Below are 22866 nucleotides of genomic sequence, written 5' to 3'. Positions count from 1 at the left end.
TTCCTTTTTCCTCACCCCCGGGTGCATTGTTTTTGTTGCACTGCCACAACCCGGTTGCGGGGCAACCCGGAGAATTTATGGCGACTTGGCCCCGGCCAGTTGGCCCCTGCAGCTAACCTTCTGAAAACATAGCATTAATAATTTGCGGCCCCTCCTCATAAATTTACCAAGCAACGGCATCCTTATTGCAAAGGTTGCCTGGTGATCGCCGGCCGCGAGCCCAGGAGAGGAGGAGGCTGCCGGCGAAGTTGGAACCACCGTCGTGTCCCGCAAAATTTGTCAAACCCTATAGGGAGGAGAGTTATGCCGAAAAAACTGTTACTGACATCCCTGCTCGCCATGGCGCTGTTGACCGTCGCCATGGGCGGCCTGGCCCTGGCCGACGACCGCCTGGCCGATGCCATCAATCAGGCGGTGGCCGGGGGCACCATCGATCCCGCCGCCGAACCTGGCTACCTGGGCATCCCAGGCGGTCCCCAGATCAACCTGATCCTGGCCTTTGCCTGGGCGATCTGGGTGGGCTGGATCTTCTCCACCGTGGGTGCTTTCGGCGGCATCATGGCCGGTATCGGCCATATCAGCATTTACGGCCTGGGCAACTATGCCGGCACCTTCAGGGAAACCTCGCCGGACCTGAATAAATCGGTGACCGACTCCATCCGGGTTTCCAACCAGTTTATGGTCGGCTTGAGCGCCCTGGTTTCGTCCTTCAACTACTTCAAACTGGGCCGCCTGGTCTGGCCGGTGGGTATTTTTCTGGCCGGCGGCTCGATTCTGGGCAGTTACCTGATTCCCACCCTGACCGCGGGCAGGATTTCATTCCGTGAATATGTAGGCTACTTCGGGATATTCGTCCTGGTGCTGGGCTTCTACATGCTCTATGAAACCACCCCCGCCGGGGCCAAGCGGAAGAAGAAGGCCAAGGAAGCCGCCCAGGCCTTTGAAGCCACCATGAAGCGGAAGAAGGCCGGCGAAGCGGTGGACACCTCCGAGCTGGGCGTCAAGATGAACAAATGGAGTCTCTCCCGGGTCTCCTTCAATTTTTACGGGGTCGAGTTTTCCTTCAGCCCCATCCTGCCGATCGTGGGCGGTTTTTTTATCGCCGCCATCGCCGCCTTCCTGGGAGTTGGCGGCGGCTTCATGCTGGTGCCCTTCCTGACCAGCATCTCCGGCCTGCCCATGTACCTGGCCGCCGGCACTTCGGCCATGGCGGTGCTGATTGGGATGATAGTCAGTATCCTGAGCTACCTGGCCGCCGGGGCCCTGGTCCACTGGCCCCTGATCGGGACCCAATTGGCGGGGATCTTTGTCGGTTCGATGATCGGTCCCCGGACTTCCCAGTACATCCCCGACAAGATTTTAACCCGGATCTTTATCGTCCTGGCCTTTTATGTCGGCCTTAACTTCATGGCCCGGGGATTCCTGGGCAAAGACCTGATCCGCCTGCTTTTTGGCTAAATGATATTCCTTTATGCCCGGGGCAACTCCATGTTAATCTGGAGTTGCCCCATTTCTTTGCTTTGCCAACCGGCCGGCCCTCAAGATCGCTTTAACCCGAGGAGCTCCATGTCTTTCCGCCACCTCCTTTTTCTCTGCGCCATTGTCGCCCTGCTGTTAATGCCGGGCTGCAACGGCCAGCCCGCCCCGGTCAAGGTGGACTTGAGCGTGCGCGAGGAGGTCGCCCCCCGGGCCCGGCCGCCGGCGATTACCTACGCATACCTGCCCCAGTATTCCCACACGGTAGCCTTCGAGCGCCATCAGCCCCTGATCCGCTACCTGGCCGAGAGCACCGGCCTCAATATCCAGCAGGTTTTTCCGGAAACCTTCCATGAACACATGCAGATGCTGGAGCAGGGCACCATCGATATTTCCTATGCCAACCCCTTCGTCCATGCCCTTACCGCCCAGCGGACCGGAACCCGGTTTTTCGCCAAAATCATCGAGCCGACCGGAGAAGCCAGCTTTGGCGGCCTGATCATCAGCCGCCGAAACAACCCCGAGATTCAAAGCCTGGAGGATTGCCGGGGCAAACGCTGGATCGCGGTGGATCAGTTCTCCGCCGGCGGTTACCTCTTCGGGTTGGGTCATTTTGTCGATCACGGCCTCAACCGGGAGGATTTTGCTGAAATCGCCTTTGCCCCGGGACCGGGGGGCAAGCAGGAGAGCGTGATCCTGGGAGTCTATTCCGGGCGGTACGACGTGGGCACGGTCCGGGAAGGAGCCCTGGAGCTGCTGGCCGACAAGATCGACCTGGACCAGATCCGGATCCTGGCCCCGACTCCCCGTTATCCCGGCTGGGGCTACGCGGCCCGGCCCGGCCTGGCCGATGAGGTGGTGGAGGCCGTCAAGTCGGCGATGCTGGCCCTGAATCCGGAGAATCCCGAGCATCGCCTGATCCTGGACAAGGCCGCCATGGGGCGGATCATTGCCGCCGGCCCCGAGGATTTTCAACCGGTGCTTGACCTGGTGAGCCGGGTCGGCCTTTAGCGGGAGGCGCTCCCTTGATGGGCAACACTGCTCGCTTGCTGACCCGCTTTTCGTTGCGGGCCAAAATCAACCTGGGCCTGGCCCTGATCATCATCTTTTTCGGCCTGCTGCTCAGCTCCCTGAATTATGTCGCCAGCTCCCGCACCGTCCAGGGCGAAACCATCAAGCGGGGCCAGGACCTGGTCGTAAACCTGGCCGCCCGCTCGGTGGAGTCCATCTTATCGTTGAATTTTCTGCGCCTCACGGTGCTGACCACGGAAATCGGCGGACTGGGCGAGCAGGCCGATATCGCCTACGCCTTTTTTCTCGACCCCCAGGGCCAGGTCCTGGCCCACAGTTTTCGCGACGGCTTTCCGGTGGAACTGCGCCGGGCCAACGAGGTGGCCGACGATCAACCCTACGCCCTCCGGTTTCTCGATACCGGCCAGGAACTGCTTTACGATTTTGCCGCCCCGGTGATGCTGGGCGAGACCCGCCTGGGCACCGCCCGGGTGGCCCTCTCCTACAACACCGTCAAGGCCCCCACCGACCGGCTCCTGAAAGTCAGCATCATCATGACCCTGGGCGCCACCCTGCTGGCCCTGATCGGGGGCACTCTCTTTGCCCGCACCGTAACCCGGCGGATCAATGTCCTGCGCGACTCGGTGGCCAGCGTGGTCAAGGGGGACCTGGATGTCCAGGTAAGTGATTCCCTGGACCGCAACTGCTGGGAGATCATGGATTGCCCCATCAAGGAATGCCCGGCCTACGGAGATCGCCGCCGGCGCTGCTGGTATGTGGCCGGCACCATGTGCCCGAAGTGCGGCTCCGGAGAGGGGGCGGAAAAACTGGAGCGCTGCCTCGACTGCCCGGTATATCGGCACAATGTCGGCGACGAGATCCAGAACCTGGCCGAAGCCTTCGACTACATGGCCTGGAGCCTGAAAAACCATATCGAGGAGTTGCGCCTGTCGGAAAACAAGCTGGGGCGCCAGAAGCAGTTGCTGAAAACCATTCTGGACGTGACCCCGGATATGGTCGCCCTCCAGGACGAAAAAATGGTTTACCTGGCGGCCAACAAGGCTTTCTGCGGCCACCTGGGCCGGGAGGAGGAGCAGATCATCGGCAAGACCGATTTCGACCTGCTAAGCGCCGAGCAGGCGGACCAGAATTATCACGAGGATATGCAGATCCTCCTGAACCGGGTGCCCCTGTCCAAGGAAATCATGACCAAAGGGCGCCAGGGCAAGAAATGGCACCACGTGGTCAAGGTGCCGGTGGTCGAGAATGAGCGGATCATCGGCCTGCTTTCCACCTCCCGGGATATCACGGTGATCAAGCAGTACCAGGAAAAACTGATCCATTCCCAGAAAATGGAGGATCTGGGCCGGCTGGCCGGCGGGGTCGCCCACGAGATCAACACCCCGCTGAGCATCATCCTGGGTTATTCCCAGTTGCTGCTCAAGGATATTCCCCCCGATGATCCGGTGGCCCAGGATGTGGCGATTATCGAGAAGCAGACCCAGGCCTGCCGCAAGATTGTCGCCGATCTGCTCAGCTTTTCCCGCGGCACCGACCAGGCCCGGGAACAGATGGATATCAACGAGTCGATCCGCGAGGTGGCCAACCTGGTGGAACATATTTTTCGCCAGAACCGGATCACCATTCTCCAGAGCCTGGATGACCAGATTCCCCCCATTCACGGCAACCGCGAGCGCCTGCGCCAGGTCTGGATGAATCTGCTCAATAACGCCGCCGACGCCATCGGCAGCGACGGCTCGATCCAGATCAAGACCAAGCTCTGCGCCCACCGGCGCCGCCTGGTGGTCTCGGTGGCGGACACCGGCAGCGGCATCGACGAGCATGACCTGGACAAGATTTTCGAGCCCTTTTTCACCACCAAACCGGTGGACAAGGGGACCGGGCTGGGGCTTTCGGTGACCTTCGGGATCATCAAGGATCACGGGGGCCGGATCAGCGCCCTCAGTCCGGTGCCCCGCGAATACATGGAATTCCCGGCGGAATTTGAGCATGGCCCCGGGCCGGGGACGGTTTTTTTCGTGGAACTGCCCCTGGAGGGCGATTCCTTGCCCGATGATGAATGTATCGAAATTCCCAAGAACAGATAGCAGGAGGCGGTATGGCGGAGATACTGGTTTTGGACGATGTAATCGATGTCGGCATGATGATTCGGCGCATTCTGGCCCGCAAGGGCCACCAGGTTCACGTCTACAGCGACGAGGAGCCGGCCCTGGCCCACGCCCGGGAAAATCCTCCCAGCCTGGCCATTCTCGATATCAAGCTCAAAAAGATGAGCGGGGTTGAGGTGCTGGAGGAGCTGAAAAAGATCAACCCCGGGATCAGGGTGATGATGCTCACCGGCTACCCGACCCTGGAGACCGCCAAGCAATCCCTGCAGCTCGGGGCCGATGAATACTGCATCAAGCCCATCGATATCGACGAGCTGGAGGAGAAAACCAGCCAGATCCTGGCCCGGGGCGGCCAGGCATAACCACTTATGGCGCTGCAGAAATTAACCTCCTGGGCTGAGCGGTTCTTCACCCCCGACAAGGTCGTCCAGCGGCAGTTCGCCCTCTTTCAGGCCCTGCTCCGCCAGGACCGGATCTGCCTCAAGCTGATCACCAAGCTGGAGGAGATCGCCCAGCGCCCGATTCCCTGCGACTGGACGGGGATCGAAGCGCTGGTGCGGGGGCTCTCCCTTGCCATGGAGCGCCTGACCCGCTGCCTGGAGGAGATGAATCCCGGGGCCTATGGCGAACTGGCCGTCAGCCAGGCCCGGATCGCCGGTCGTCTGACTGAGCTTTTCTCCACCCCGGCGCTTGCCGCCGATCCCCCCTATGCCCTGCCCCTGGACACCGCCTGGGAGTATCCCGCTCTGCTGGGAGGCAAAGGAGCGGCTCTGGCCCAAATCCGCCATGAGAGCGGAATTCCGGTCCAGCCGGGACTGGTCATAACCATCAACGCCTTCCAGGCCTTCATCGATGAAAACGGCCTCCGGAATGAGATTGCCCGGCGGCTGCGCAGCCTCAATTTGGGCCAGCCCCGACGGCTGGAGAAGGCTTCCCGCCTGCTCCAGGAGCTGATCATGGCCGGCCGGGTGCCGGCGGCGGTGGAGGATAGCGTTCGGGCCGCCATTGCCCAGGTGGCTGGAGATGATCCCGCCGTCACCTGGGCGGTGCGCAGCAGCGCCCGGGCCGAGGACAGCGAGATCTCCTTTGCCGGCCAGTACAACACCGTGCTCAAGGTCAAGCGGGAGGATCTCTTTACCGCCTATAAAAAAGTACTGGCTAGCAAGTATGGCGTCAGGGCCCTGACCTACCGACTCCACGCGGGGCTGGCCGACAGCCAGACCCCCATGGCGGTGCTTCTCCTGCCGATGATCGCCCCCCGCGCCAGCGGGGTTATGTACACCCTGGACCCCCTGGATCTCTGCCGGGGGGCCTGCCTGGTGGTCACCGCCATTCCCGGCCTGGCCACCCGCCTGGTGGACGGCAGCACCGTGCCGGATATCTTTCTGATTTCCCGCCAGGAAAGCCGTCATATTATGGCCCGCCAGCCGGCGCCCAAATCGGATGAGGCCCGGGATTCGGCCCCCGGCGCCAAGGAAGGCATGTGTCTCGAGGATGCCGCCGCCGCCTCCCTGGCTGAATGGGGGCTGGAACTGGAAGCCCTCTTCGGGTCCCCCCAGGATGTGGAGTGGGCCCAGGATCAGGCGGGCCGCCTGGTGGTACTGCAATCCCGCCCCATTGGCAGCGCCGGGGTCGGCGGGGCCGAGCCTTTGGCAACGGAGCCGGAAGCCGGTTCCCGGGACACCCCGGCGCCCACCCAGCATGTGGGAGTTTTGCTGGGCGAAGGAACCCCGGCCAGCGTCGGAGTCGCCGCCGGCCCGGTGTATCGCCTGGCCGGAGAAAAGGAGCTGGACCAGGTGCCGCCGGGCAGCATCCTGGTAACGCCGACCATCGGTCCCGAGCTGGTCAGCCTGGCCGACCGGGTCGGGGCGGTGATCGCCGAACGCGGCAGCAAGGCCAGCCATTTCGCCTCGGTGGCCCGCGAATTCCGGCTGCCCCTGGTGGTGGGCCTGGGGGAGCTGGCCAACTCTCTGCAAAGCGGCCAGATCGTCACCGTGGACGCCCATCGCGGGGTGGTCTATGACGGGGAGGTGCCGGAACTGCTGGCCTGGCAGGAAAAGCAGCAGGCCAAACCGCCCATACCCTTTCAACAACGGCTGGCCCCGGTGATGGAACTGATCAGCCCGCTCAACCTGACCGATCCGGCCGCGCCGGAATTCGCGCCGGGCAACTGCCGGACCTTTCACGATCTGGTCCGTTTCGTCCATGAAAAAGGGACCCGGGAGATGTTCTCCCTGGGGACCACCCCGGGCAGCGGCCTGCGGCGGGCCAAGCAACTGGTCAGCGAGATCCCCATCGTCATGCAGGTGCTGGATCTGGGCGGGGGCCTGACCCCCGCCGCCCGGGACCGCAAGGAGGTAACCCCGGCCCACTTCGCCAGCGTGCCCATGCAGGCGGCCTGGGCCGGGCTGGCCGACCAGGATATCAAGTGGTCCCAGGGGCTGGTCCACCTGGACTGGGAGCGCTTCGACCAGCTCAGCGCCGGGATTTTCAACCCCAAAACCTCGGCCCGGTTGGCCAGTTACGCGCTGGTGGCCGCCAACTATGCCCATCTGCTGCTCCGCTTCGGCTACCATTTCGCGGTGGTTGACGCCCTTGCCGGCGAGCGCCCCGAGGAGAATCATATCCAGTTTCGCTTCAAGGGCGGCGGCGGCTCGCCGGAGAAAAAGGGCTGGCGGCTGGCCATGCTCACCAGGGTCTTGACCCACTACGGGTTTGGGGTCAAAGTGCAGGAGGATATGCTGGAGGCCAAAGCGATGCGGCTGGATCAGCCGGCCAGCCAGTTGCGCCTGACCATTCTCGGCTACCTGCTGGGCCGGACGCCTTTGCTGGACATGGCCCTCAAAAACGAGGATGATGCCCTGGAGATGGCCGAACAACTGATCAAAAAATGGGCCGCCCCATGAGCACCAACCATTATCCCGTCTACTGGGTCACCGATCACCTGGCCACCGGCCCGGCCCCGATGTCCTACGACCACCTGGACGCCCTCAAGGCCGAGGGGATCGGGGCGATCATGAATCTCTGCGCCGAGTACTGCGATCTGCATGATATCGAGTCCCGCCAGGGCTTCGAGGTCTATTACCTGCCCATCGAGGACGAGGAGACCCCCCAACTGCAGGCCCTGGAAGCCGCCCTGGAGTGGCTGGACGAGGCGATCTACCTGGGCAAGAAGGTCTATGTCCACTGCCGCCACGGCATCGGCCGCACCGGCACGATAATTTCCGCCTACCTGCTGCGCCGGGGACTGGGCAGCAAGCTGGTCAAACAGAAGCTCAAGAAAATGCGCTCCAAGCCGGCCAATTTTTACCAGTGGTGGCTGGTGCGCAAGATCGGCAAGAAGGAGGGCAAACTGACCATCCGGGAGCCCTCCCTGGAGTGGAAGAGCCTGGTGGACCTGAGTCCGTTTTTCGCCGATTACGAAGCCCTGCTGACCGAGATTGACGCCCGCCTCGACCACGACGGGGTCGAGCAGCGCTGCGGCACCGGCCACAGCGCCTGCTGCAACGCCTTCGTCGAGGTTTCCCTGATTGAAGCGGCCTATCTCACCCATCATCTCAACGGCCGCTTGCACAGCATCGAGCGGCAGGCGGCCATTGAGCGGTGCGGGGAGGCCTCCCGGGCCATCCGCAAGCTCAGCGAGCGCTTTCCCGGCCAGGGGGATGACTTTCGGGATTTTTACACCAGCCAGGAACTCCTCTGTCCCTTGTCCCGGGGAGAGCAATGCCTGGTCGCCCCCTCCCGGCCCCTGGCCTGCCGGTTTTTTGATCTGCCGCCCCTGCTCGGCAATCCCGATTTTGTCGCCTCTTGCCGCAGCCGGGTTGAAGGGCTTTCCCGGGAGCTGTTTCTGGCCCTGGCCGGCGGTTTTCCCGGCCGGGAGCGGATTGTTTTTCCTTTGGTGGACGTGGTTTCCGGCAAGTTCGTGCAAACTTTTTTCCATCTCCTGTCCAGCGAACTGAGTGAAGAATAAGCATTAAACCTTTAGCCATGGGATGGGCCTGAAATTGATCGATATTCTGAAACAGTTTTATTTTTACCTCGATGCCCTGCTGATCGCGCCTTACCGGTTTTTTGAAATTCCGGAGGTCGGCTTCTTCTTCGGCACCTTTATCCTCTGCGTCTGGTGCATTCTGCTGGGCGAGCTGACCTTTCGGGTGGTCGCCCGAGCCAACAGCATCCACATGAACAAAATCCGGGCCGACGCAGTCAAGATGCACAACCTGTCCATCCAGGCCATTGCCGGCAAGGACAAGGAGAGCTACCGCTCCTGTAACAAGCAGGCCAACGAGGCTTTCGGCAAATACTTTTTCAACATGATCACCCAGGGGGCGGCCTACCTCTGGCCCCTGCCCTTCGCCCTGGCCTGGATGGCGACCCGTTTTTCCCAGATCGAATTCGAGCTGCTCTTTCCCTTGCCCATTATGGGCGATACCCTGGGATTCGCCGCCGTGCCGGTCAACCTCTATATCCTGACCCGCATCTTCTGGGGCAAACTCAAGCCCCATGTCTATTTTTTCAACCGGGACCCCAGGGTCGGGATCGACCAGGGCGAGGAAGAGATGCTCAGTTGGGAAGATTTGGGCCAGCGCCAGCTCCAGCTGAAAAAATCCCTCCAGGAAAAAGAAGCCGCCCCCCCATCCGACGAACGAAAATAGCCTATTCTTGCTGTTCGTTTTCGCATTACCGACCAACGCGTTTGGTGGGTTTTTGCGCGCGTGTCTAATTTGTCGACGCCGCAAAATGCCGCGACGACGACGGGGCACGCTTCGTAACTTATCGTTTTCTCATTACCGACCAACACGTTTGGTGGGTTTTTGCGAGCGTGTCTATTTTGGTTGCACCGCAACAAAAATGATGCAGCAACCTGCCCATGGTTGGGGTAGCGACCTGCCCCAACTAGATAGTTCTCGTTTTATCTGCCTGAGTTTTCAACGTAAAAAAAATCAGCAAGTTCGCCCAACCCTTTTCTCGCTGGCATCCTTCTTGCTAGTGCTACTGAAGAGCATGAAAACCGGGCCCCCCGCCGCGCCCCCAACCATTGTGGGGCCAGCCGGGCGCGACCGATAAAGAGGGCGACGAAAATATTGGCTAAAAAACAAGTAATTAGAGGAGCATCATGAAAAATTCACTCTACAGTATGTGCGGCATGTGCAGCGTCCGATGCCCCATTCGGGTGGAAACCGAAAATGACGAGGTCACCTGGATCGAAGGCAATCCCCACCTGCTGGGGGGGGCCTTGTGCGCCAAGGGGGCCGCGGCCACGGCGCTGCTCCAGGACGAGGAGCGGCCCCTGCAACCCCTGATCCGCAGCGGCGGCCGCGGCGCCGGCCGCTGGGAGAGCGTGAGCTGGTACGCGGCCCTGGACTACGTCGCCGACAAGCTTAACACCATCATCAAGAAGCACGGCCCGGAAAGCATCATTATGAGCTGCCGGGGGGGCCCCTTCGTGGATATCGTCAAGGCCTTCTGCAAGGGCCTGGGCTCCCCCAACTTCACCAATCACGACAGCGCCTGCGGCCGCAACGTCCACCACGCCAGCCAGTCCCTGTACGGCCTGGGGCGCAAGGGCTTTGTTTACGACCTGCCCAAATGTCGGCACCTGGTTCTCTTTGGCCGCAACATTCTCTCCTCCTTGCGGGTGGCCGAGGTCAACCAGGTGCTGGACATGCTGGACGCCGGGGGCAAGCTGACCTATGTCGATGTCCGCCAGACCCGGACCGGGATCAAGGCCGACCGCTTCTTCATGGTGGAGCCGGGCACCGATTACGCCCTGGCCCTGGGAATGATCAACGAGATCATCCGCCAGGACGCCCACGACCATGAATTCATCGAGCGCTACGTGGCCGACTTCGACAAGCTGGTCGAGTTCATCGAGCCCTACACCGCCGAATGGGCCGCCAAGGAATGCGGCATCAAGGTCAAGCACCTCAAGGATTCGGTGGCCGAAATCGCCGGGGCCCGGCCCAAGGTGGTCTTCCATCCCGGCTGGATGATGTCCCGCTACCGCGACTCCTTCTACACCAGCCGGGCCCTCCATATCCTCAACGTCCTGATGGGCAACATCGAGGTGCCCGGCGGCCAGATCTTCGCCAAGGGCCCGGGCGACTGCGGGGTCAAGGGGATCCGCAACCTGGTCGACCAGGTGCCGGCCCCCAAGGCCCAGCGGGCCGACGGGGTGGGCTGGAAATACAAGCATTTCGACAAGGGCCCGGGCCTCTTTCACCTTTTCTACGAGTCCATGCAGAGCGGGCAGCCCTACCCCCTCAAGGCCCTGATCTGCGCCCGGCACGATCCCTTCAGCTGCTTTCCCGATCCCAATGCCCAGAAGGAGGCCCTGGACAAGCTCGATCTCCTGGTCTCCATCGACACCCACTACAGTGAATTCGGCTGGTACAGCGACGTCATTCTGCCCGAATCCACCTTCCTGGAGCGGGACAGCATCATCGCGGTCCAGAAGGGGCCCAAGCCCCGCCTGATCATGCGCAACCGGGCCATCGAGCCGATGCATGACACCAAGAGCCTCTATGAGATCATCAAGCAACTGGCCGACCGCCTCAACATCGGCCATTATTTCCCGGCCTATACCGAGAGGGAACTGTGGAACTGGCAGCTTGAACCCACCGGCATCAAGGTGGAGGATTTCGCCGCCAAAGGTTTCGTGCCCCTGAGCGACAAGCCGGTGATGTTCGACCGCGACAAGCTGGAAGGCAAGTTCAAAACCCCTTCCGGCAAGATCGAAATCATCAGCGCCAAACTGACCGAGGCGGGGCTCGAATCGCTCAAGCCCTACGAGGCCCCGGACCGGCCCCCCAAAGCCCATTTCCGCCTGGTCTTCGGCCGTTCCCCGATTCACGCCCACAGCCACACCATCAACAACCCCCTGCTCCACGAACTGATGCCGGAAAACGCCCTCTGGATCAACAAGCGGTCGGCGGCCAAGCTGGGGGTTGCCGACGGCGACCTGGTGGACATCGGGGTCTGCGGCTGCAGCGGGTCCATCAAGGCCCATGTCACCGAATTCATCCATCCCGGGGCGGTGTACATGGTCCACGGCTTCGGCCGCCAGATCCCCCTGCAGAGCCGGGCCTACCATGCCGGCATTGCCGACCAGAAGCTGATGCGGGGCATGCTCCAGGAAATGGACCCGGCCGGCGGCGGCCTCAACCTCTGCGAATGCTTCGTCACCGTGCGCCGCAGCCCCAAGAACCCCAAGAGGATGGTGGAATTATGAACAACTACATGCTCTACCTCAATTCGAAAAGGTGCATCGGCTGCCACGGCTGCGAGGTTCACTGCAAGACCAACAAGCGGTTGCCCGAAGGGCCCAGCCTGTGCGAAATCAGCCATGAGCCCCTGAAAATGGTGGGCCGGATTCCCAAGACCGAGTTCCAGTTCCGCTCCTGCTACCACTGCGACGATCCCCATTGTGTGCCGGTCTGCCCCACCGGGGCCATGCGCAAACGGGCCGACGGGATTGTCTATATCGACCAGGAAAAGTGCATCGGCTGCGTGGCCTGCGTCGGGGCTTGCCCCTGGAATATCCCCCAGCTCAACCCGGCCACCGGCAAGGTGGTCAAGTGCGATTACTGCCTGGACCGGGTAGACGCCGGGCTCAAGCCGGCCTGCGTCACCCGCTGCACGGCGCATGCCTTGCGCTTCGTCGCCTTGCAAGAACTGTAAACCGGCAGCAGGTAAGCGATCACGGGGCACCGCATCTTGCGGCGATCGGGCCGGCTCACGTGCTGAAGCACGCATCGCCGTCCCGCTTGCCGCAAACTGCGGCACCCCGTGACCGCTTACCCCGTGAACCTCTTGAACCCCTTGATCAGTTACGGCAACAGAACTACATCTTTGGCCGATCAGCCCCCGCGGCATAGCGCTGCTATAGCCGCGGGGGTTGCTTGGCCAAATCTGCGGCACTGCTGCCGGTTTACTGAGTTTGGGGGGTCTTTCTTTTTGTTGTTGTCTGGGGGTGGGGGCTTTTGTATGCTTCGTTTTGGGCTTTTTTTTGGAGCTTAGTCAGGGGCGGAGCGGATGAAGAATTTTTTGTTGGTTGCTGGGCTGGGGCTGGGGTTGGGGCTGGCTGCCCTTGGCGGGCTGGGGGGGTGTTCCGAGGAGCAGGCCACCCGGGTTGATCTCAGCGACCGGGGGCCGGCCATGCTGCCGGCGCGCTCGGAGGCCATCACTTATGCCTACCTGCCCCAATATGCCCATTCCGTTGCCCATCGCCGTCACCGGCGGCTGGTGGAACATTTGCGGGCGGAGACCGGCCTGCCTCTGCGCCAGGTCTTTCCAGCCACCTTCGACGAGCACCTCAAGATGGTGATCCGGGGTGAAATCGATATCTCCTTTACCAATCCTTTCGTTTACATCCAGATGGCCGATTACGGCGTCCGGGCCTTCGCCCGGGTGGTGGAGGACTCCAGCGGGGCGGACTTTCGCGGCCAGCTTATCACCCGGGTCGACAATACGGAAATCAACGCCATCGAGGACTTGCGGGGCAAGCGCTGGCTGGCCGTGGATCCCATTTCCGCCGGGGGCTACTTTTTTGCCCTGGGCCTGTTTGCCGATCACGGCCTGCAACCGGCGGATTTCGGCGAAGTGGCTTTTGCCGCCGGCAGCGGCAAACAGGAGCAGGTCGTGCTGGCCGTCTACTCGGGAGCCTATGATGTCGGCTCGATCCGGGAAGGTACCCTGCCGCTGCTGGCCGACAAAGTGGACTTGAGCCGCATCCGGGTGCTGGCCGAGACCCAGCCCTACCCCGGCTGGCTCTATGCCGCCGGCCGGGGCCTGGCGCCCGAAGTGACCGCCAAGATCGCCGCGGCCCTGTTGAGCCTGGATTCGGACAACCCGGATCAGGCCGCCATCCTGGAGGCCGCCGGCTTCAAGGCCATCATCCCCGCCGCGGACGCGGATTATGACCCCATTCGCGAACTGGCCGTCAAGCTTGCCCTGCCCTGAGCCGCGGGACTCCTAGCCATGTCTTTTCTTTTTCACCTGAAGTTCCGCACCAAGCTGATCCTGGGGATCTGCGGCATCGTCATTTTTATCGCCTTGCTGCTGGCCGTCACCATCGCCCGGATGGCCTCCCAGGCCCTCATCGAAGAGAGCAAGCAGCGCGGTTCCGTCCTGACCGAAAACCTGGCGGTCCGGGTGGAGCAATGGCTGCTGGTCGAGGATTTGCTCCAGCTCAAGAACCTGGTCGACGAGCTCGCCCGCCTGGATGACGTGGAGTACGCCTTTATCCAGAACATCCACGGCGAGGTGCCGGCCCACAGCTTCAGCGGCGGTTTCCCTCGCCAGCTCGGCCGGATCCACCCGGAGTTGCCGGAAGACCGCGCGGTTATCCTGTTGGACACCGGGGCCGGGTTGGTTTACGATTTTGCCGCCCCCATCCTCATCGACGGCCAGTGGTTCGGCACCGCCCGGGTCGGTCTGTCCCGCGCCGGGGTGCAGCAGGTGGTCAACCGCCTGCTCCGGGTCGTGGTTGCCCTTTCCGCCGGGGCCCTGCTGATCGCTTTGCTGGCCGGAACCATCTTTGCCGGCCAGGTCACCCGCCGCCTCAATAACCTGCGCAGCTCCGCCGAGGAGCTGGTCAAGGGCCGGCTGGACCAGCAGATCGGGCCCACCCTGCGCCGCAACTGCTGGGAGCTGCGCCACTGCGGCCAAACCGACTGCCCGGCCCATGGCGACCACCGGCGCCGCTGCTGGTACCTCGACGGGACCCTTTGTCCGGAATGCGGGCCGGGCACCTTCGCCGCCAAACAGGACTCCTGCCAGGAATGTCCGGTTTTTCTGCAAAACAAGGGGGATGAAATCCAGGATCTGGCCGAAACCCTGGATATCATGGCCCTGGCCCTGCGCTCCCGCCTGGAGGAGCTGCAGGCGGCCGAACGGGTCCTGACCCGCCAGCAGCAATTGTTGAGCACCATCCTCGAAGTCATCCCCGACTTTGTCTGCCTGCTCAACGAGAAGCTGGAATATCTCACGGTAAACAAGGCCGCTGCCGACTTCATCGGGCTGGCCCCAACAGAACTGGCCGGCCGGCCGGCTCGCGAGGTTGCCGCCACCCATGAACACACACTGCTGCTGGCCGCCGAGGGCCGGGCGGTGCTGGCCGCCGGCAAGGCCCGCCAGCGGGAGCTTACCGTCCTGCGGGACGGCCGGACCTACTGGTGGCACCTGGTCGGGGTCCCGGTGGTGGAAAAAGGTAAAAATATCGGGGTATTGCTCGCCGCCCGGGACATTACCCAGATCAAAAGATACCAGGAGCAGCTAATCCAGGCCCAGAAGATGGAATCGGTGGGCCAGCTCGCCGGCGGGGTGGCCCATGAGATCAACACCCCCCTGGGGATCATTCTCGGTTATGCCCAGTTGCTCCAGGAAGACGAAACGCCGGACCCCGAGCAACTGAGCCAGGATCTGCGGGTTATCGAAAAGCAGGCCAAAGCCTGCCGCAAGATCGTCTCCGACTTGCTGGGCTTTTCCCGCCAGGTCCAAAGCGCCAAGCGCGACATCTGCTTCAACAATACCATCATGGAGGCCGCCGCCCTGGTCCGGCACGCCTTTTCCCTGGACCGGATCGAGATTATTCTCGATCTCGACGACCGCTTGCCCATCATTTACGCCGATCCGGAGAAGCTCAAGCAGGTCTGGATCAATCTCTTCAGCAACGCCCGGGACGCCATGCCCGGCGGCGGCCTGATCCTGGTCAAAGTCAGCCTGGACAGCCCCCGCCAGACCATCACCGTCCAAGTGGCCGACACCGGCAGCGGGATGGCGGAGCACGAGCTGAACAAGATCTTCGATCCCTTTTACAGCACCAAGCCGGTGGGCCAGGGCACCGGCCTGGGACTGTCGGTTTCCTTCGGGATCATCGAGGATCATGGCGGCCGCATCCGGGCCTTCAGCCCGCCGCCACCGGAACTCTCTCCCTTGCGCACTGCCTCCGTCCGGTTGCCGGAAGATATCGTCCCGGGCAAAGGAGCGGTCTTCGTCGTCGAGTTGCCGCTGGATTTCCACGCCCAGAACGACGAGCTGTCTGCTGTTCAGTAGCTTACAAGCCATTTGGCTTTGGATGTATCCGCACGCTGCCACAACCCCTTTCGCAGCAAAATCCACCATCGCTCAGCCGGCGCCGGCCTCTGGCCGGGACAGCCGGCCGGAAGACCATTTTTTCCTTTCCCCGCTTGCCCCGGCTCCCCCATTAAATCAGCCCCGAACCAATTATCGGTTCTTGCCCCCAATGGCGCGGGCCGCAAGCCTCCAATAAGATCAATCAACTAAATTAGGCAAACCATAAAAAAATAATTGCGCAACACTTTTATATTGGTATTATCGATCGGCATTAATCAGCCGGCGGCGCCTGCCGCCTGGACTATTCCGGAGCAACAAGGGAAGGAGGAACAGCGATGATAAGACAGAAATTGGGCGGCCTTTTGGCCCTGGGGATCATGGCGGCCCTGCCGGCGGGCGCCGGAGCGGCCACCGGTCAGGAAAGCTGGGCAAGCGGCAGCTTTTCCGGCCAGGCCGGCCTCCACTGGCAACGGGAAAAGGCGCGGGAAGCCGAGCCCGGCGAAGCCGCCACGGCCGGTTTTGCCGCCGCCCATGCCGGCTTCAGTTATGAAACCCCGCCTTGGGATGGTTTCAGCCTGGGCCTGGGCGCCTGGGGCACGACCAGGCTCGATGAACGCCACTCGGGCGACTACCGGGAGGAAATCGCCAAGGACCTGGTCATCAACAATGCTTTTGCCCGCTACCACGACGCCTACTGGGGGGATTTGACCCTCGGCCGCCAGGCCGTCGAGCTGGAATGGCTGATCGATTACATGGAGGGGGCCATGGCCCGCCTTACCCCGCGGGAAGAACTGGCAATCAGCCTGGGCTGGGCCCGGCGCCGGGCCATCACCGATCCGGACGAGGTGGTGGATTTCACCAGGCTGAACGGCAACCGGGGGGTTTACGTCCTCGATGTCAAATACCAGCCGCTGGCGTGGCTCGAACTCAATCCTTACTACTATCACGCCCCCCGCGAATTCCGGGCCCCAGGTTTGCGCGCGGTGACCTCCTATGAACCGGCCCCGGAACTGGCGGCCGCCACCATGGTCCAGTGGGTCCGCAGCACCGCCCACCGTGATTCCGTCCTGGCTGACGGGCTGGAAAACGGCGGCCTGGTCTGGCTGGAACAGAGCCTGGACTACCGGGGCCTGGAGCTGGCGGGCGGATATCTCAAGACCGACCGCCGGGGAGCCGGGGGCATTGACAGCTTCGGCGATCAGCAACCATTTGAAGAAGGCAATCGGCTCTTCTCGGCCAATGCCCGCACTTTTTACCTGGGCGCGGCTTACGAAGTCGGCCCGGTCACCCTGGCGGCGCTGTACGGCACCACCCGCTACGATGAAGATGGTGAGCGGCTGCGGGAAAAAGAGCTCAACCTGACCGCCGCCAGTGAAATCATGCCCAACCTGGAGATAGAATTGCTCTACGCCAAGGTCAGCAACGATATCCGGGCGGACAGCTACCAGTTGCTCAAAACCGGTCTGGTTTATCGTTTCTGAGCCGGGCCGGGCAGGGCAAAAGGCGGGCGGCAATTCAGTTCTTGCCGGCGGCCAGGCTGATTTTTTCGGTTACCTTGCGGCGATACTCGGCGTCTTCGAGCTGCAGGGGGCGCTGGCGCATCATCCCGAGCTTGAGGTTGAGGACCTTGAGTTTTTTCATCTGCCGCAGGCGGGTATGCTCGTCCTCGCCGGCGGCGATCAGATCCTCGAGCTGGCGGATTTCCCGGCTGGTCGCCAGCTCCGGGGGCAGGTAACCGGCATTTTTGAGGATCTTGTAAGCCATCCGCAGATCGGCGGGGATATGGCTGTGATCCTCGAACACCAGGGGCTTGCCCTTGCAGGAGCCCCCGTCCAGGGTTCCTTCGGCGATGGCCTGGCTGATCCGTCTTTCGGCGATGATTTCGATGGCGCTGAACATGACGACAATTTTCCTTATTTTTTCCGGGAAGACAAGGGCAAAAGCAATTGGCGCAGGGCGGTCTGGCGCACCGAGGTGTCCTGGTTGTTGACGGCCAGGGCCAGGGCCCGGCGGCTGCCCACCAGCACCGCCAGTTGGCGGGCCCGGGTCAGGCCGGTATAGACCAGGTTGCGGAAGAGCATCCGGTAGTGCTGGGTCAGCAGGGGGATAATCACCGCCGCGAACTCGCTGCCCTGGGATTTATGGATGGTGATGGCGTAGGCCAGCTCCAGCTCCGGCAACTGATCGCGGCGGTAAAGCACCCGGCGATGGTCCGGGGGAAAAGTGACCTCGCAGGTTTCGCTCTGGTGGTCGATGGCGCTGATGGTGCCGATGTCGCCGTTGAAGACCCCGAGTTCGTAATTGTTGCGAATATGGATGACCCGGTCGCCGCGCCGGAAAACCCGGTCGCCGAACTGTACTTCCGGCCGATCCGGGCCGGGCGGATTGACCTCGGCCTGGAGGACCGCGTTGAGGTTGCGGGTGCCGAGGCTGCCCCGGGTCATCGGGGTAAGGACCTGGATTTCGATCTTGCCGCCACGATACTTGGGAATCCATTCCCGGTAGAGTTTCTTGACCACCTCCACCGCCGCCAGGCCGTAATGGAGCGAGGACCAGGGGTGGACCTTCTTGAGCAGGGCCTTGAGCTCCGCCGCCCTGGTGCCGGCCTCCAGCAGTTCCTCCAGCTTGACATGGCGGAACTTGGCCGGCACCACCAGTTCGCTTTCATAAGGCGTCACCTTCTCTCCCAGCCGGAAATCCCAGGGCGCCACGGCGGCCCGGAACTCCCCGTAATCGGCGGCGAAATGGCGGCGGACCCGGGCGAGGAAATCGAGCTGCTCCTGGGTGGCCTCGTCGGAGTCGAGAAAGAGGCAGTCGCTGCCGTCGCGCCAGCGCTGGGGATGCTGGAAGGGGGAGTCGATCCGGGGAACTTCGCCCTGGTTGATCTGGTGGGCGAAGCGGATGATGGCCGAGGCGGCGGCCTGGCGAAAGACCCTGGTCAGCCGGAAAGCAGGGACGGTCCCGGCGGCCAGCAGGTCGCGCAACACATTGCCGGCTCCCACCGGCGGCAACTGGTCGGGATCGCCGATCAAGAGCAGTTGGCCCCCCGGCGGCAAGGCCCGCAACAGGGCGGCGCTCAAGCTGATGTCCAGCATCGAGCACTCGTCGACGATCAGAAAATCGCCTTCCAGGGGATTTTGCTCATGGCGCTTGAAGCCGGTACCCTGCCATTCCAGGAGGCGATGAATGGTCCGGGCCTCCCGGCCCACCACTTCGCCCAGGCGCTGGGCGGCCCGGCCGGTGGGCGCGGCCAGCAGGACCTTCTTGGCCAGGGCCTCCAGCAGCAGGACCAGAACCCGGGTGGCGGTGGTCTTGCCGCAGCCCGGCCCGCCGGTGAGGATGGCCAGACGCTGGCCGGCGATACCGGCCACTGCCTGGCGCTGCTCCGGGGATAATTCCAGGCCCTGGTCGCGGCCGAAGCGGGCCAGCCATTTTGCCACCCCCTCGCCATCCACCGGCGCCGGACCGAGCAGGGCCCGGATCCGGGCCGCCACCGTTTCTTCCTCGAAATAGAGGGATTTGGCGTAATAACAGGTATGGGGAAGGCCCTGGTCGTCGGCCAGAGTCCGGACCATCAGCCTGCCCTCCTCCGCCAGCCGCCGCAGGAGCCCGGCCGCCCGGGCGCCGATATCCAGGTCCAGCAGTTCCCGCACCCCGGCGTCCACCTGCTCCAGGGTCAGATAGCAGTGGCCCTGTTCCCGGCCGGCGGCCAGGACATGGCGGATGGCCGCCATCAGGCGGGGGTCGCCATCGGGAGCAAAGCCCAGGCTTAAAGCCACCCGGTCGGCGGAAAAAAACCCGATCCCGTAGATATCCTCGGCCAGCCGGTAGGGGTCCGAGCTGACCACGGCAATGGCCTTATCACCGTATTCCTTGTAGATCCGCACCGCAAAGAGGGTGCTGATCCCGTGGCCCTGCAGAAAAAGCATGACCTCGCGGATGGCCCGGTGCTCCTGCCAGGCCGCGCTGATGCTTTTGAGCTTGGCGGCGGCGATGCCCGGCACCTCGGTAAGCCGCTCGATCTCTGCCTCGAAGAGCTCCAGAGTCCGGTCGCCGAAATGGCGAACGATCTTGCGGGCGGTCTTGGGGCCGACCCCCTTGATCAACCCCGAGCCGAGATATTTTTCCAGAGCCGCGGCGGTGGCCGGCTTCAACTCCAGGGCGGTTTCCGCCTTGAACTGGCGGCCGAAACGGGGATGTTCGCTCCACTGGCCGAGAAAGCGCATGGTGGCCCCGGCGAACACCCGGGTCTGGTGAACCACCACCGTCACCGCCTCCTGCCGCTGGTCGAAGGGCTGCACCCGCAGCACCGACCAGCCGTTGTCCGGATTATGGTAGGTGATCCGCTCGACAATCCCCTTCAGTTCATCCGCCATCCGTCACTTCCCCGCAGTGACCGGCCCGGCCGAGCCCCCCGCGGCCCTGCAGCTCGAACCGGGGGGTGACCGCCCAGCGGCGGCCGCTCTTGGATAGCCTGGGATAAATCGCGGGCCGCGTTGACCGGGCCGCAAATCAGACCTTGAGTTTTTCGGACTTCAGGGCATAGGCCAAGGCGATCCCGGCCAGAAAACCCGCCGCCAGATTCGAGGCCAAGGTGATCCCCACGATGATAATCGGGACAAACAGCTCCTTGCGGGTTTTCAGATCCAGAATGGTGAGGCTTAATTGCGCCCCGGCGAAGATCAGCAGAATCCCCAGGGCGGCCATGGGCAGAAGATAAATGACCCCCAGGAGATGTTGGCCGAAAAAGAGGGCCAGCAGGATAAAGATGGCGCCGATAATCAGGTTCGACCCACCGGTGCGGGCCCCGAAGCAGTAACGGGAAGCCAGCCCCCCCGCCCCATGGCACATGGGCATGCCGCCCAGAAAAAAGCTTATCAGGTTGCCGAAAGACATGCTGAGGCAGAGCCCCCGGTAGGTCACCCGCTTGCCCTCCTCGGGAAAATAGCGCTGGGCCAGATCGCCGCTGGCAATGACGGCATTCCCCAGGGTCATGGGGATCTGGGGCAGCACCAGCACCAGCAGGGCGAAGGTGAAATCAGGAGCCGAGGGAAACCCGAACGGCAGCAGTTCGGGCAGATAAAGGCCTAGCTTCATTTGCAGCAAACCATCACGGGTTCCCAAAACCAGGCCGATTAACAGACCGGCCCCGACGACGACAATGGCGGCCGGCAAGCGCTTATTATCCAGCAACAACAGGGCCAGCAGGCCCAAAATAACCCCGATCACCAGGCCAATTGGCAGCGGCCCCAGGCTCTGGATGGTGAGATAGGGTTCCGCCGCCGCCCGTAACGCTTGCAGTTGAGTGGTGCCCAGCATCAGCTTCACCCCCTGGGTAACCAGCAGCACCCCGGTGGAGAGTTGGACTCCCCGAATCACCGGGGTGGGAATGTAGCGGCCGATCAGGGTGATGATGCCGGTCCCGCCGATGATCAGCAGAAAAATGAAGGTCAATAGGATGGAAGCCTGGATCTCGACCGCGCTGACGCCGGTGGCGATGGCATAGGCGGCAATGACCTTCATGGGCTCGACGGGAGTGGTTACCCGGAAATAAAGGCCGGTAAAGACATAGCAGATCCCGACGGCCAGAAACAGGCCCAAAGGATTGAGGCCATTGATCAAAATCATGCCGATGGCCAAAGGCAGGATGGTCCCCAAGTCTCCCAGGGAACCAGCAAACTCCATCCGGTTGAAGCTAAAAGCAGTTTTGGGAGGGGGAGGTTGTTGGCACTGTTCCTGGGTGTTGTCCATCTCATCAACTCCTATCCGCAAAGTTGCTTTTTCCGCGCCTTAGCTGATGCGGTTGCCGGAGACTGTCCGGTCAAGCCATATTTCCAAGCGAGAAACATTATCAGCAGCGCTGCCAGGATAAAACCGTCGCAATAATTGCATCTGATTAAAACTGTATAGTTTCTTTTGAGCGCTGAACGCAACCTAATTGTCACAAAAAAAGGCCCCGCTTCTTGCCAGACGTAAACGACCGTAAGTGCCGCAGGTTGCGGCAAGCGGGCCTGCGCCGCGTACATCAGCACGCAAGCCGGACCGATCGCCGCAAGATGCGGTGCTGCCGCCGGTTTACGCCAGGATAAGGAAGAGGAGGGGCAGGGTGATAAAGGAGAACAGAATCCCCAGACCGATCAGGGCGGAGATGAGCCGGGGGGAGAAACCGGCAATAACCGCCAGGGCGCCGGCGGAAATCATCGGGGGCATGCCGGCTTCAAAGACCGCGACCTTGGCGGCCGGGCTGTCCAGGCCCAGGACCTTGACGGTCAGCAGGGCCAGCAGGGGGGCCAGACCGAGCTTAATCACCAGGCCCAAACCCAGGGGGGCCAGGGTCTCGCGGCCGAGACGGAGGCTGAATTGCATGCCGACGGCGATCATCACCACCGGCACCAGGGTGGCGGCCAGGCTTTCCAGCAGGGCGCTCACCGGACCCGGATAAACCGCCGACCGCAGGGCGAGAGCCAGCAACAGGGCCAGAAAGGGCGGAAATGTGACGATTTTTCGGCTGACCGTCCGCCAGTTGGGCTTCTCCGCCTGGTGGCCGTAAAGGGCCAGGATCAGCGAGCCGTAAGTGCACAGGGCCAGGAACGAGCCGAACTGGTCGTACATCAAGGCATAGGGGATGCCATCCTCGCCGAAAAAGGCCCTGACCATCGGGATGCCGAAAAAGGAGGTATTGCCCAGGGGCACCATCAGCAGCAGGGCCCCGGTGATTTCCCGGCTCCAGGCCAAAGCGCGGGCCAGCCCCAGCACGGCCAGGGCCCCGACCGCCACCATGCCCCAAGGCATCAGGACGGTGACCAGCAGATCGCGGCTGAAAACGAGCAGAGGCACCTTGAGCAGCACCAGGGCCGGCAAGGAGACGTTGATGACGAACAGATTGAGGGTCTGGGCGGCATCCCGGGGCAGCACCGGCAGCCGCCGCAGCAGCACCCCGATCAGCAGAAAGGAGATGGTCAGAACAAAATTTTCCATCAGCCGGCCTTGCTCTCCAGTTCTTCCCAGCGCCGGTAAATCACGGCGAGTTTTTCTTCCAGGGCGCTTAGCCGGGCCTGGTGGACGGCCAGCTCCGCCGGGGGGCGGCGGAAGAAATCGGGGGCCGCCATCAGGGCCAGCAGTTCCGCCTGTTCAGCCTCCAGGGCCTCGATCCGGGCGGGCAGGCCCGCCAGTT

Annotated in this window: 16 protein-coding genes and 1 pseudogene; 12 read left to right on the top strand and 5 right to left on the bottom strand. The window is 62.6% G+C overall.

Annotated features, from left to right (window positions below):
• The first annotated feature begins 303 nt into the window (after nt 1–303).
• The 12 genes from ACHHTY_RS08795 (at nt 304) to ACHHTY_RS08740 (ending at nt 17173) form a co-directional block, all read left to right on the top strand.
• A complete protein-coding gene (locus tag ACHHTY_RS08795; protein WP_395493735.1) occupies nt 304–1458 on the top strand; it encodes a sulfite exporter TauE/SafE family protein in 1155 nt (384 codons plus the stop codon).
• Nucleotides 1459–1566: 108 nt separating this feature from the next.
• The gene (locus ACHHTY_RS08790) at nt 1567–2487 is read left to right on the top strand and encodes a phosphate/phosphite/phosphonate ABC transporter substrate-binding protein (protein WP_395493734.1); all 921 of its coding nucleotides are present in this window, start codon (nt 1567–1569) and stop codon (nt 2485–2487) included.
• Nucleotides 2488–2504: 17 nt separating this feature from the next.
• On the top strand, nt 2505–4595 hold the full coding sequence (locus tag ACHHTY_RS08785; protein WP_395493733.1) for a two-component system sensor histidine kinase NtrB: 2091 nt from the start codon (nt 2505–2507) through the stop codon (nt 4593–4595).
• A gap of 11 nt (nt 4596–4606) precedes the next feature.
• The gene (locus ACHHTY_RS08780) at nt 4607–4978 is read left to right on the top strand and encodes a response regulator (protein WP_395493732.1); all 372 of its coding nucleotides are present in this window, start codon (nt 4607–4609) and stop codon (nt 4976–4978) included.
• A gap of 6 nt (nt 4979–4984) precedes the next feature.
• Nucleotides 4985–7522 (top strand): PEP/pyruvate-binding domain-containing protein, encoded by a 2538-nt coding sequence (locus ACHHTY_RS08775; protein WP_395493731.1) that lies wholly within the window; start codon nt 4985–4987, stop codon nt 7520–7522.
• Nucleotides 7519–8586, top strand: coding sequence for a protein-tyrosine phosphatase family protein (locus ACHHTY_RS08770; protein WP_395493730.1), 1068 nt, complete (start codon nt 7519–7521; stop codon nt 8584–8586). Before ACHHTY_RS08775 ends, ACHHTY_RS08770 begins: the two co-directional genes overlap by 4 nt.
• A gap of 34 nt (nt 8587–8620) precedes the next feature.
• Nucleotides 8621–9271, top strand: a complete 651-nt coding sequence (locus ACHHTY_RS08765; RefSeq protein ID WP_395493729.1) for a hypothetical protein — start codon at nt 8621–8623, stop codon at nt 9269–9271.
• Nucleotides 9272–9732: 461 nt separating this feature from the next.
• Nucleotides 9733–11847 (top strand): molybdopterin-containing oxidoreductase family protein, encoded by a 2115-nt coding sequence (locus ACHHTY_RS08760; RefSeq protein ID WP_395493728.1) that lies wholly within the window; start codon nt 9733–9735, stop codon nt 11845–11847.
• Nucleotides 11844–12296: a 4Fe-4S dicluster domain-containing protein gene (locus ACHHTY_RS08755; protein ID WP_395493727.1), complete on the top strand. Its 453-nt coding sequence runs from the start codon at nt 11844–11846 to the stop codon at nt 12294–12296. The genes ACHHTY_RS08760 and ACHHTY_RS08755 overlap by 4 nt, the downstream gene beginning before the upstream one ends.
• A gap of 354 nt (nt 12297–12650) precedes the next feature.
• On the top strand, nt 12651–13577 hold the full coding sequence (locus ACHHTY_RS08750; RefSeq protein ID WP_395493726.1) for a phosphate/phosphite/phosphonate ABC transporter substrate-binding protein: 927 nt from the start codon (nt 12651–12653) through the stop codon (nt 13575–13577).
• An 18-nt stretch (nt 13578–13595) separates the two neighbouring features.
• Nucleotides 13596–15671 carry an ATP-binding protein gene (locus ACHHTY_RS08745; protein WP_395493725.1) on the top strand — a complete coding sequence of 692 codons (2076 nt, stop codon included), beginning with the start codon at nt 13596–13598 and terminating at the stop codon, nt 15669–15671.
• A gap of 356 nt (nt 15672–16027) precedes the next feature.
• Entirely contained in the window at nt 16028–17173 is a 1146-nt protein-coding gene (locus tag ACHHTY_RS08740) for an Opr family porin (RefSeq protein ID WP_395493724.1), read from the top strand.
• 34 nt (nt 17174–17207) lie between these two features.
• Here ACHHTY_RS08740 and ACHHTY_RS08735 read toward each other — a convergent pair whose 3' ends face one another.
• The 5 genes and pseudogenes from ACHHTY_RS08735 to ACHHTY_RS08715 all read right to left on the bottom strand — a co-directional run.
• A complete protein-coding gene (locus tag ACHHTY_RS08735; RefSeq protein ID WP_395493723.1) occupies nt 17208–17591 on the bottom strand; it encodes a DnaJ family domain-containing protein in 384 nt (127 codons plus the stop codon).
• Nucleotides 17592–17605: 14 nt separating this feature from the next.
• Complete coding sequence (recD2, locus tag ACHHTY_RS08730; RefSeq protein ID WP_395493722.1) at nt 17606–20068, bottom strand: SF1B family DNA helicase RecD2; 2463 nt, start codon at nt 20066–20068, stop codon at nt 17606–17608.
• 136 nt (nt 20069–20204) lie between these two features.
• The gene (locus tag ACHHTY_RS08725; protein WP_395493721.1) at nt 20205–21443 is read right to left on the bottom strand and encodes a putative sulfate/molybdate transporter; all 1239 of its coding nucleotides are present in this window, start codon (nt 21441–21443) and stop codon (nt 20205–20207) included.
• Between the two features lie 324 nt (nt 21444–21767).
• Nucleotides 21768–22670 (bottom strand): AEC family transporter, encoded by a 903-nt coding sequence (locus tag ACHHTY_RS08720; RefSeq protein WP_395493720.1) that lies wholly within the window; start codon nt 22668–22670, stop codon nt 21768–21770.
• A pseudogene (locus ACHHTY_RS08715) lies at nt 22670–22866 on the bottom strand (ABC transporter ATP-binding protein); the annotation flags it as partial. The pseudogene ACHHTY_RS08715 and the gene ACHHTY_RS08720, both read right to left, overlap by 1 nt.

It is taken from the genome of Desulfurivibrio nitratireducens, assembly GCF_044068515.1.
GTDB lineage: Bacteria > Desulfobacterota > Desulfobulbia > Desulfobulbales > Desulfurivibrionaceae > Desulfurivibrio.
The sequence above is the reverse complement of the archived record's forward strand: the minus strand, read 5'-3'. Positions and strand labels throughout refer to the sequence as shown.

Excerpts from the sequence above, each read along its gene's own strand:
- ACHHTY_RS08795 (WP_395493735.1), top strand. The coding sequence starts at position 304 with ATGCCGAAAAAACTGTTACTGACATCCCTGCTCGCCATGGCGCTGTTG.
- ACHHTY_RS08790 (WP_395493734.1), top strand. The coding sequence starts at position 1,567 with ATGTCTTTCCGCCACCTCCTTTTTCTCTGCGCCATTGTCGCCCTGCTG.
- ACHHTY_RS08785 (WP_395493733.1), top strand. The coding sequence starts at position 2,505 with ATGGGCAACACTGCTCGCTTGCTGACCCGCTTTTCGTTGCGGGCCAAA.
- ACHHTY_RS08780 (WP_395493732.1), top strand. The coding sequence starts at position 4,607 with ATGGCGGAGATACTGGTTTTGGACGATGTAATCGATGTCGGCATGATG.
- ACHHTY_RS08775 (WP_395493731.1), top strand. The coding sequence starts at position 4,985 with ATGGCGCTGCAGAAATTAACCTCCTGGGCTGAGCGGTTCTTCACCCCC.
- ACHHTY_RS08770 (WP_395493730.1), top strand. The coding sequence starts at position 7,519 with ATGAGCACCAACCATTATCCCGTCTACTGGGTCACCGATCACCTGGCC.
- ACHHTY_RS08760 (WP_395493728.1), top strand. The coding sequence starts at position 9,733 with ATGAAAAATTCACTCTACAGTATGTGCGGCATGTGCAGCGTCCGATGC.
- ACHHTY_RS08755 (WP_395493727.1), top strand. The coding sequence starts at position 11,844 with ATGAACAACTACATGCTCTACCTCAATTCGAAAAGGTGCATCGGCTGC.
- ACHHTY_RS08750 (WP_395493726.1), top strand. The coding sequence starts at position 12,651 with ATGAAGAATTTTTTGTTGGTTGCTGGGCTGGGGCTGGGGTTGGGGCTG.
- ACHHTY_RS08745 (WP_395493725.1), top strand. The coding sequence starts at position 13,596 with ATGTCTTTTCTTTTTCACCTGAAGTTCCGCACCAAGCTGATCCTGGGG.
- ACHHTY_RS08740 (WP_395493724.1), top strand. The coding sequence starts at position 16,028 with ATGATAAGACAGAAATTGGGCGGCCTTTTGGCCCTGGGGATCATGGCG.
- ACHHTY_RS08735 (WP_395493723.1), bottom strand. The coding sequence starts at position 17,591 with ATGTTCAGCGCCATCGAAATCATCGCCGAAAGACGGATCAGCCAGGCC.
- recD2 (WP_395493722.1), bottom strand. The coding sequence starts at position 20,068 with ATGGCGGATGAACTGAAGGGGATTGTCGAGCGGATCACCTACCATAAT.
- ACHHTY_RS08725 (WP_395493721.1), bottom strand. The coding sequence starts at position 21,443 with ATGGACAACACCCAGGAACAGTGCCAACAACCTCCCCCTCCCAAAACT.
- ACHHTY_RS08720 (WP_395493720.1), bottom strand. The coding sequence starts at position 22,670 with ATGGAAAATTTTGTTCTGACCATCTCCTTTCTGCTGATCGGGGTGCTG.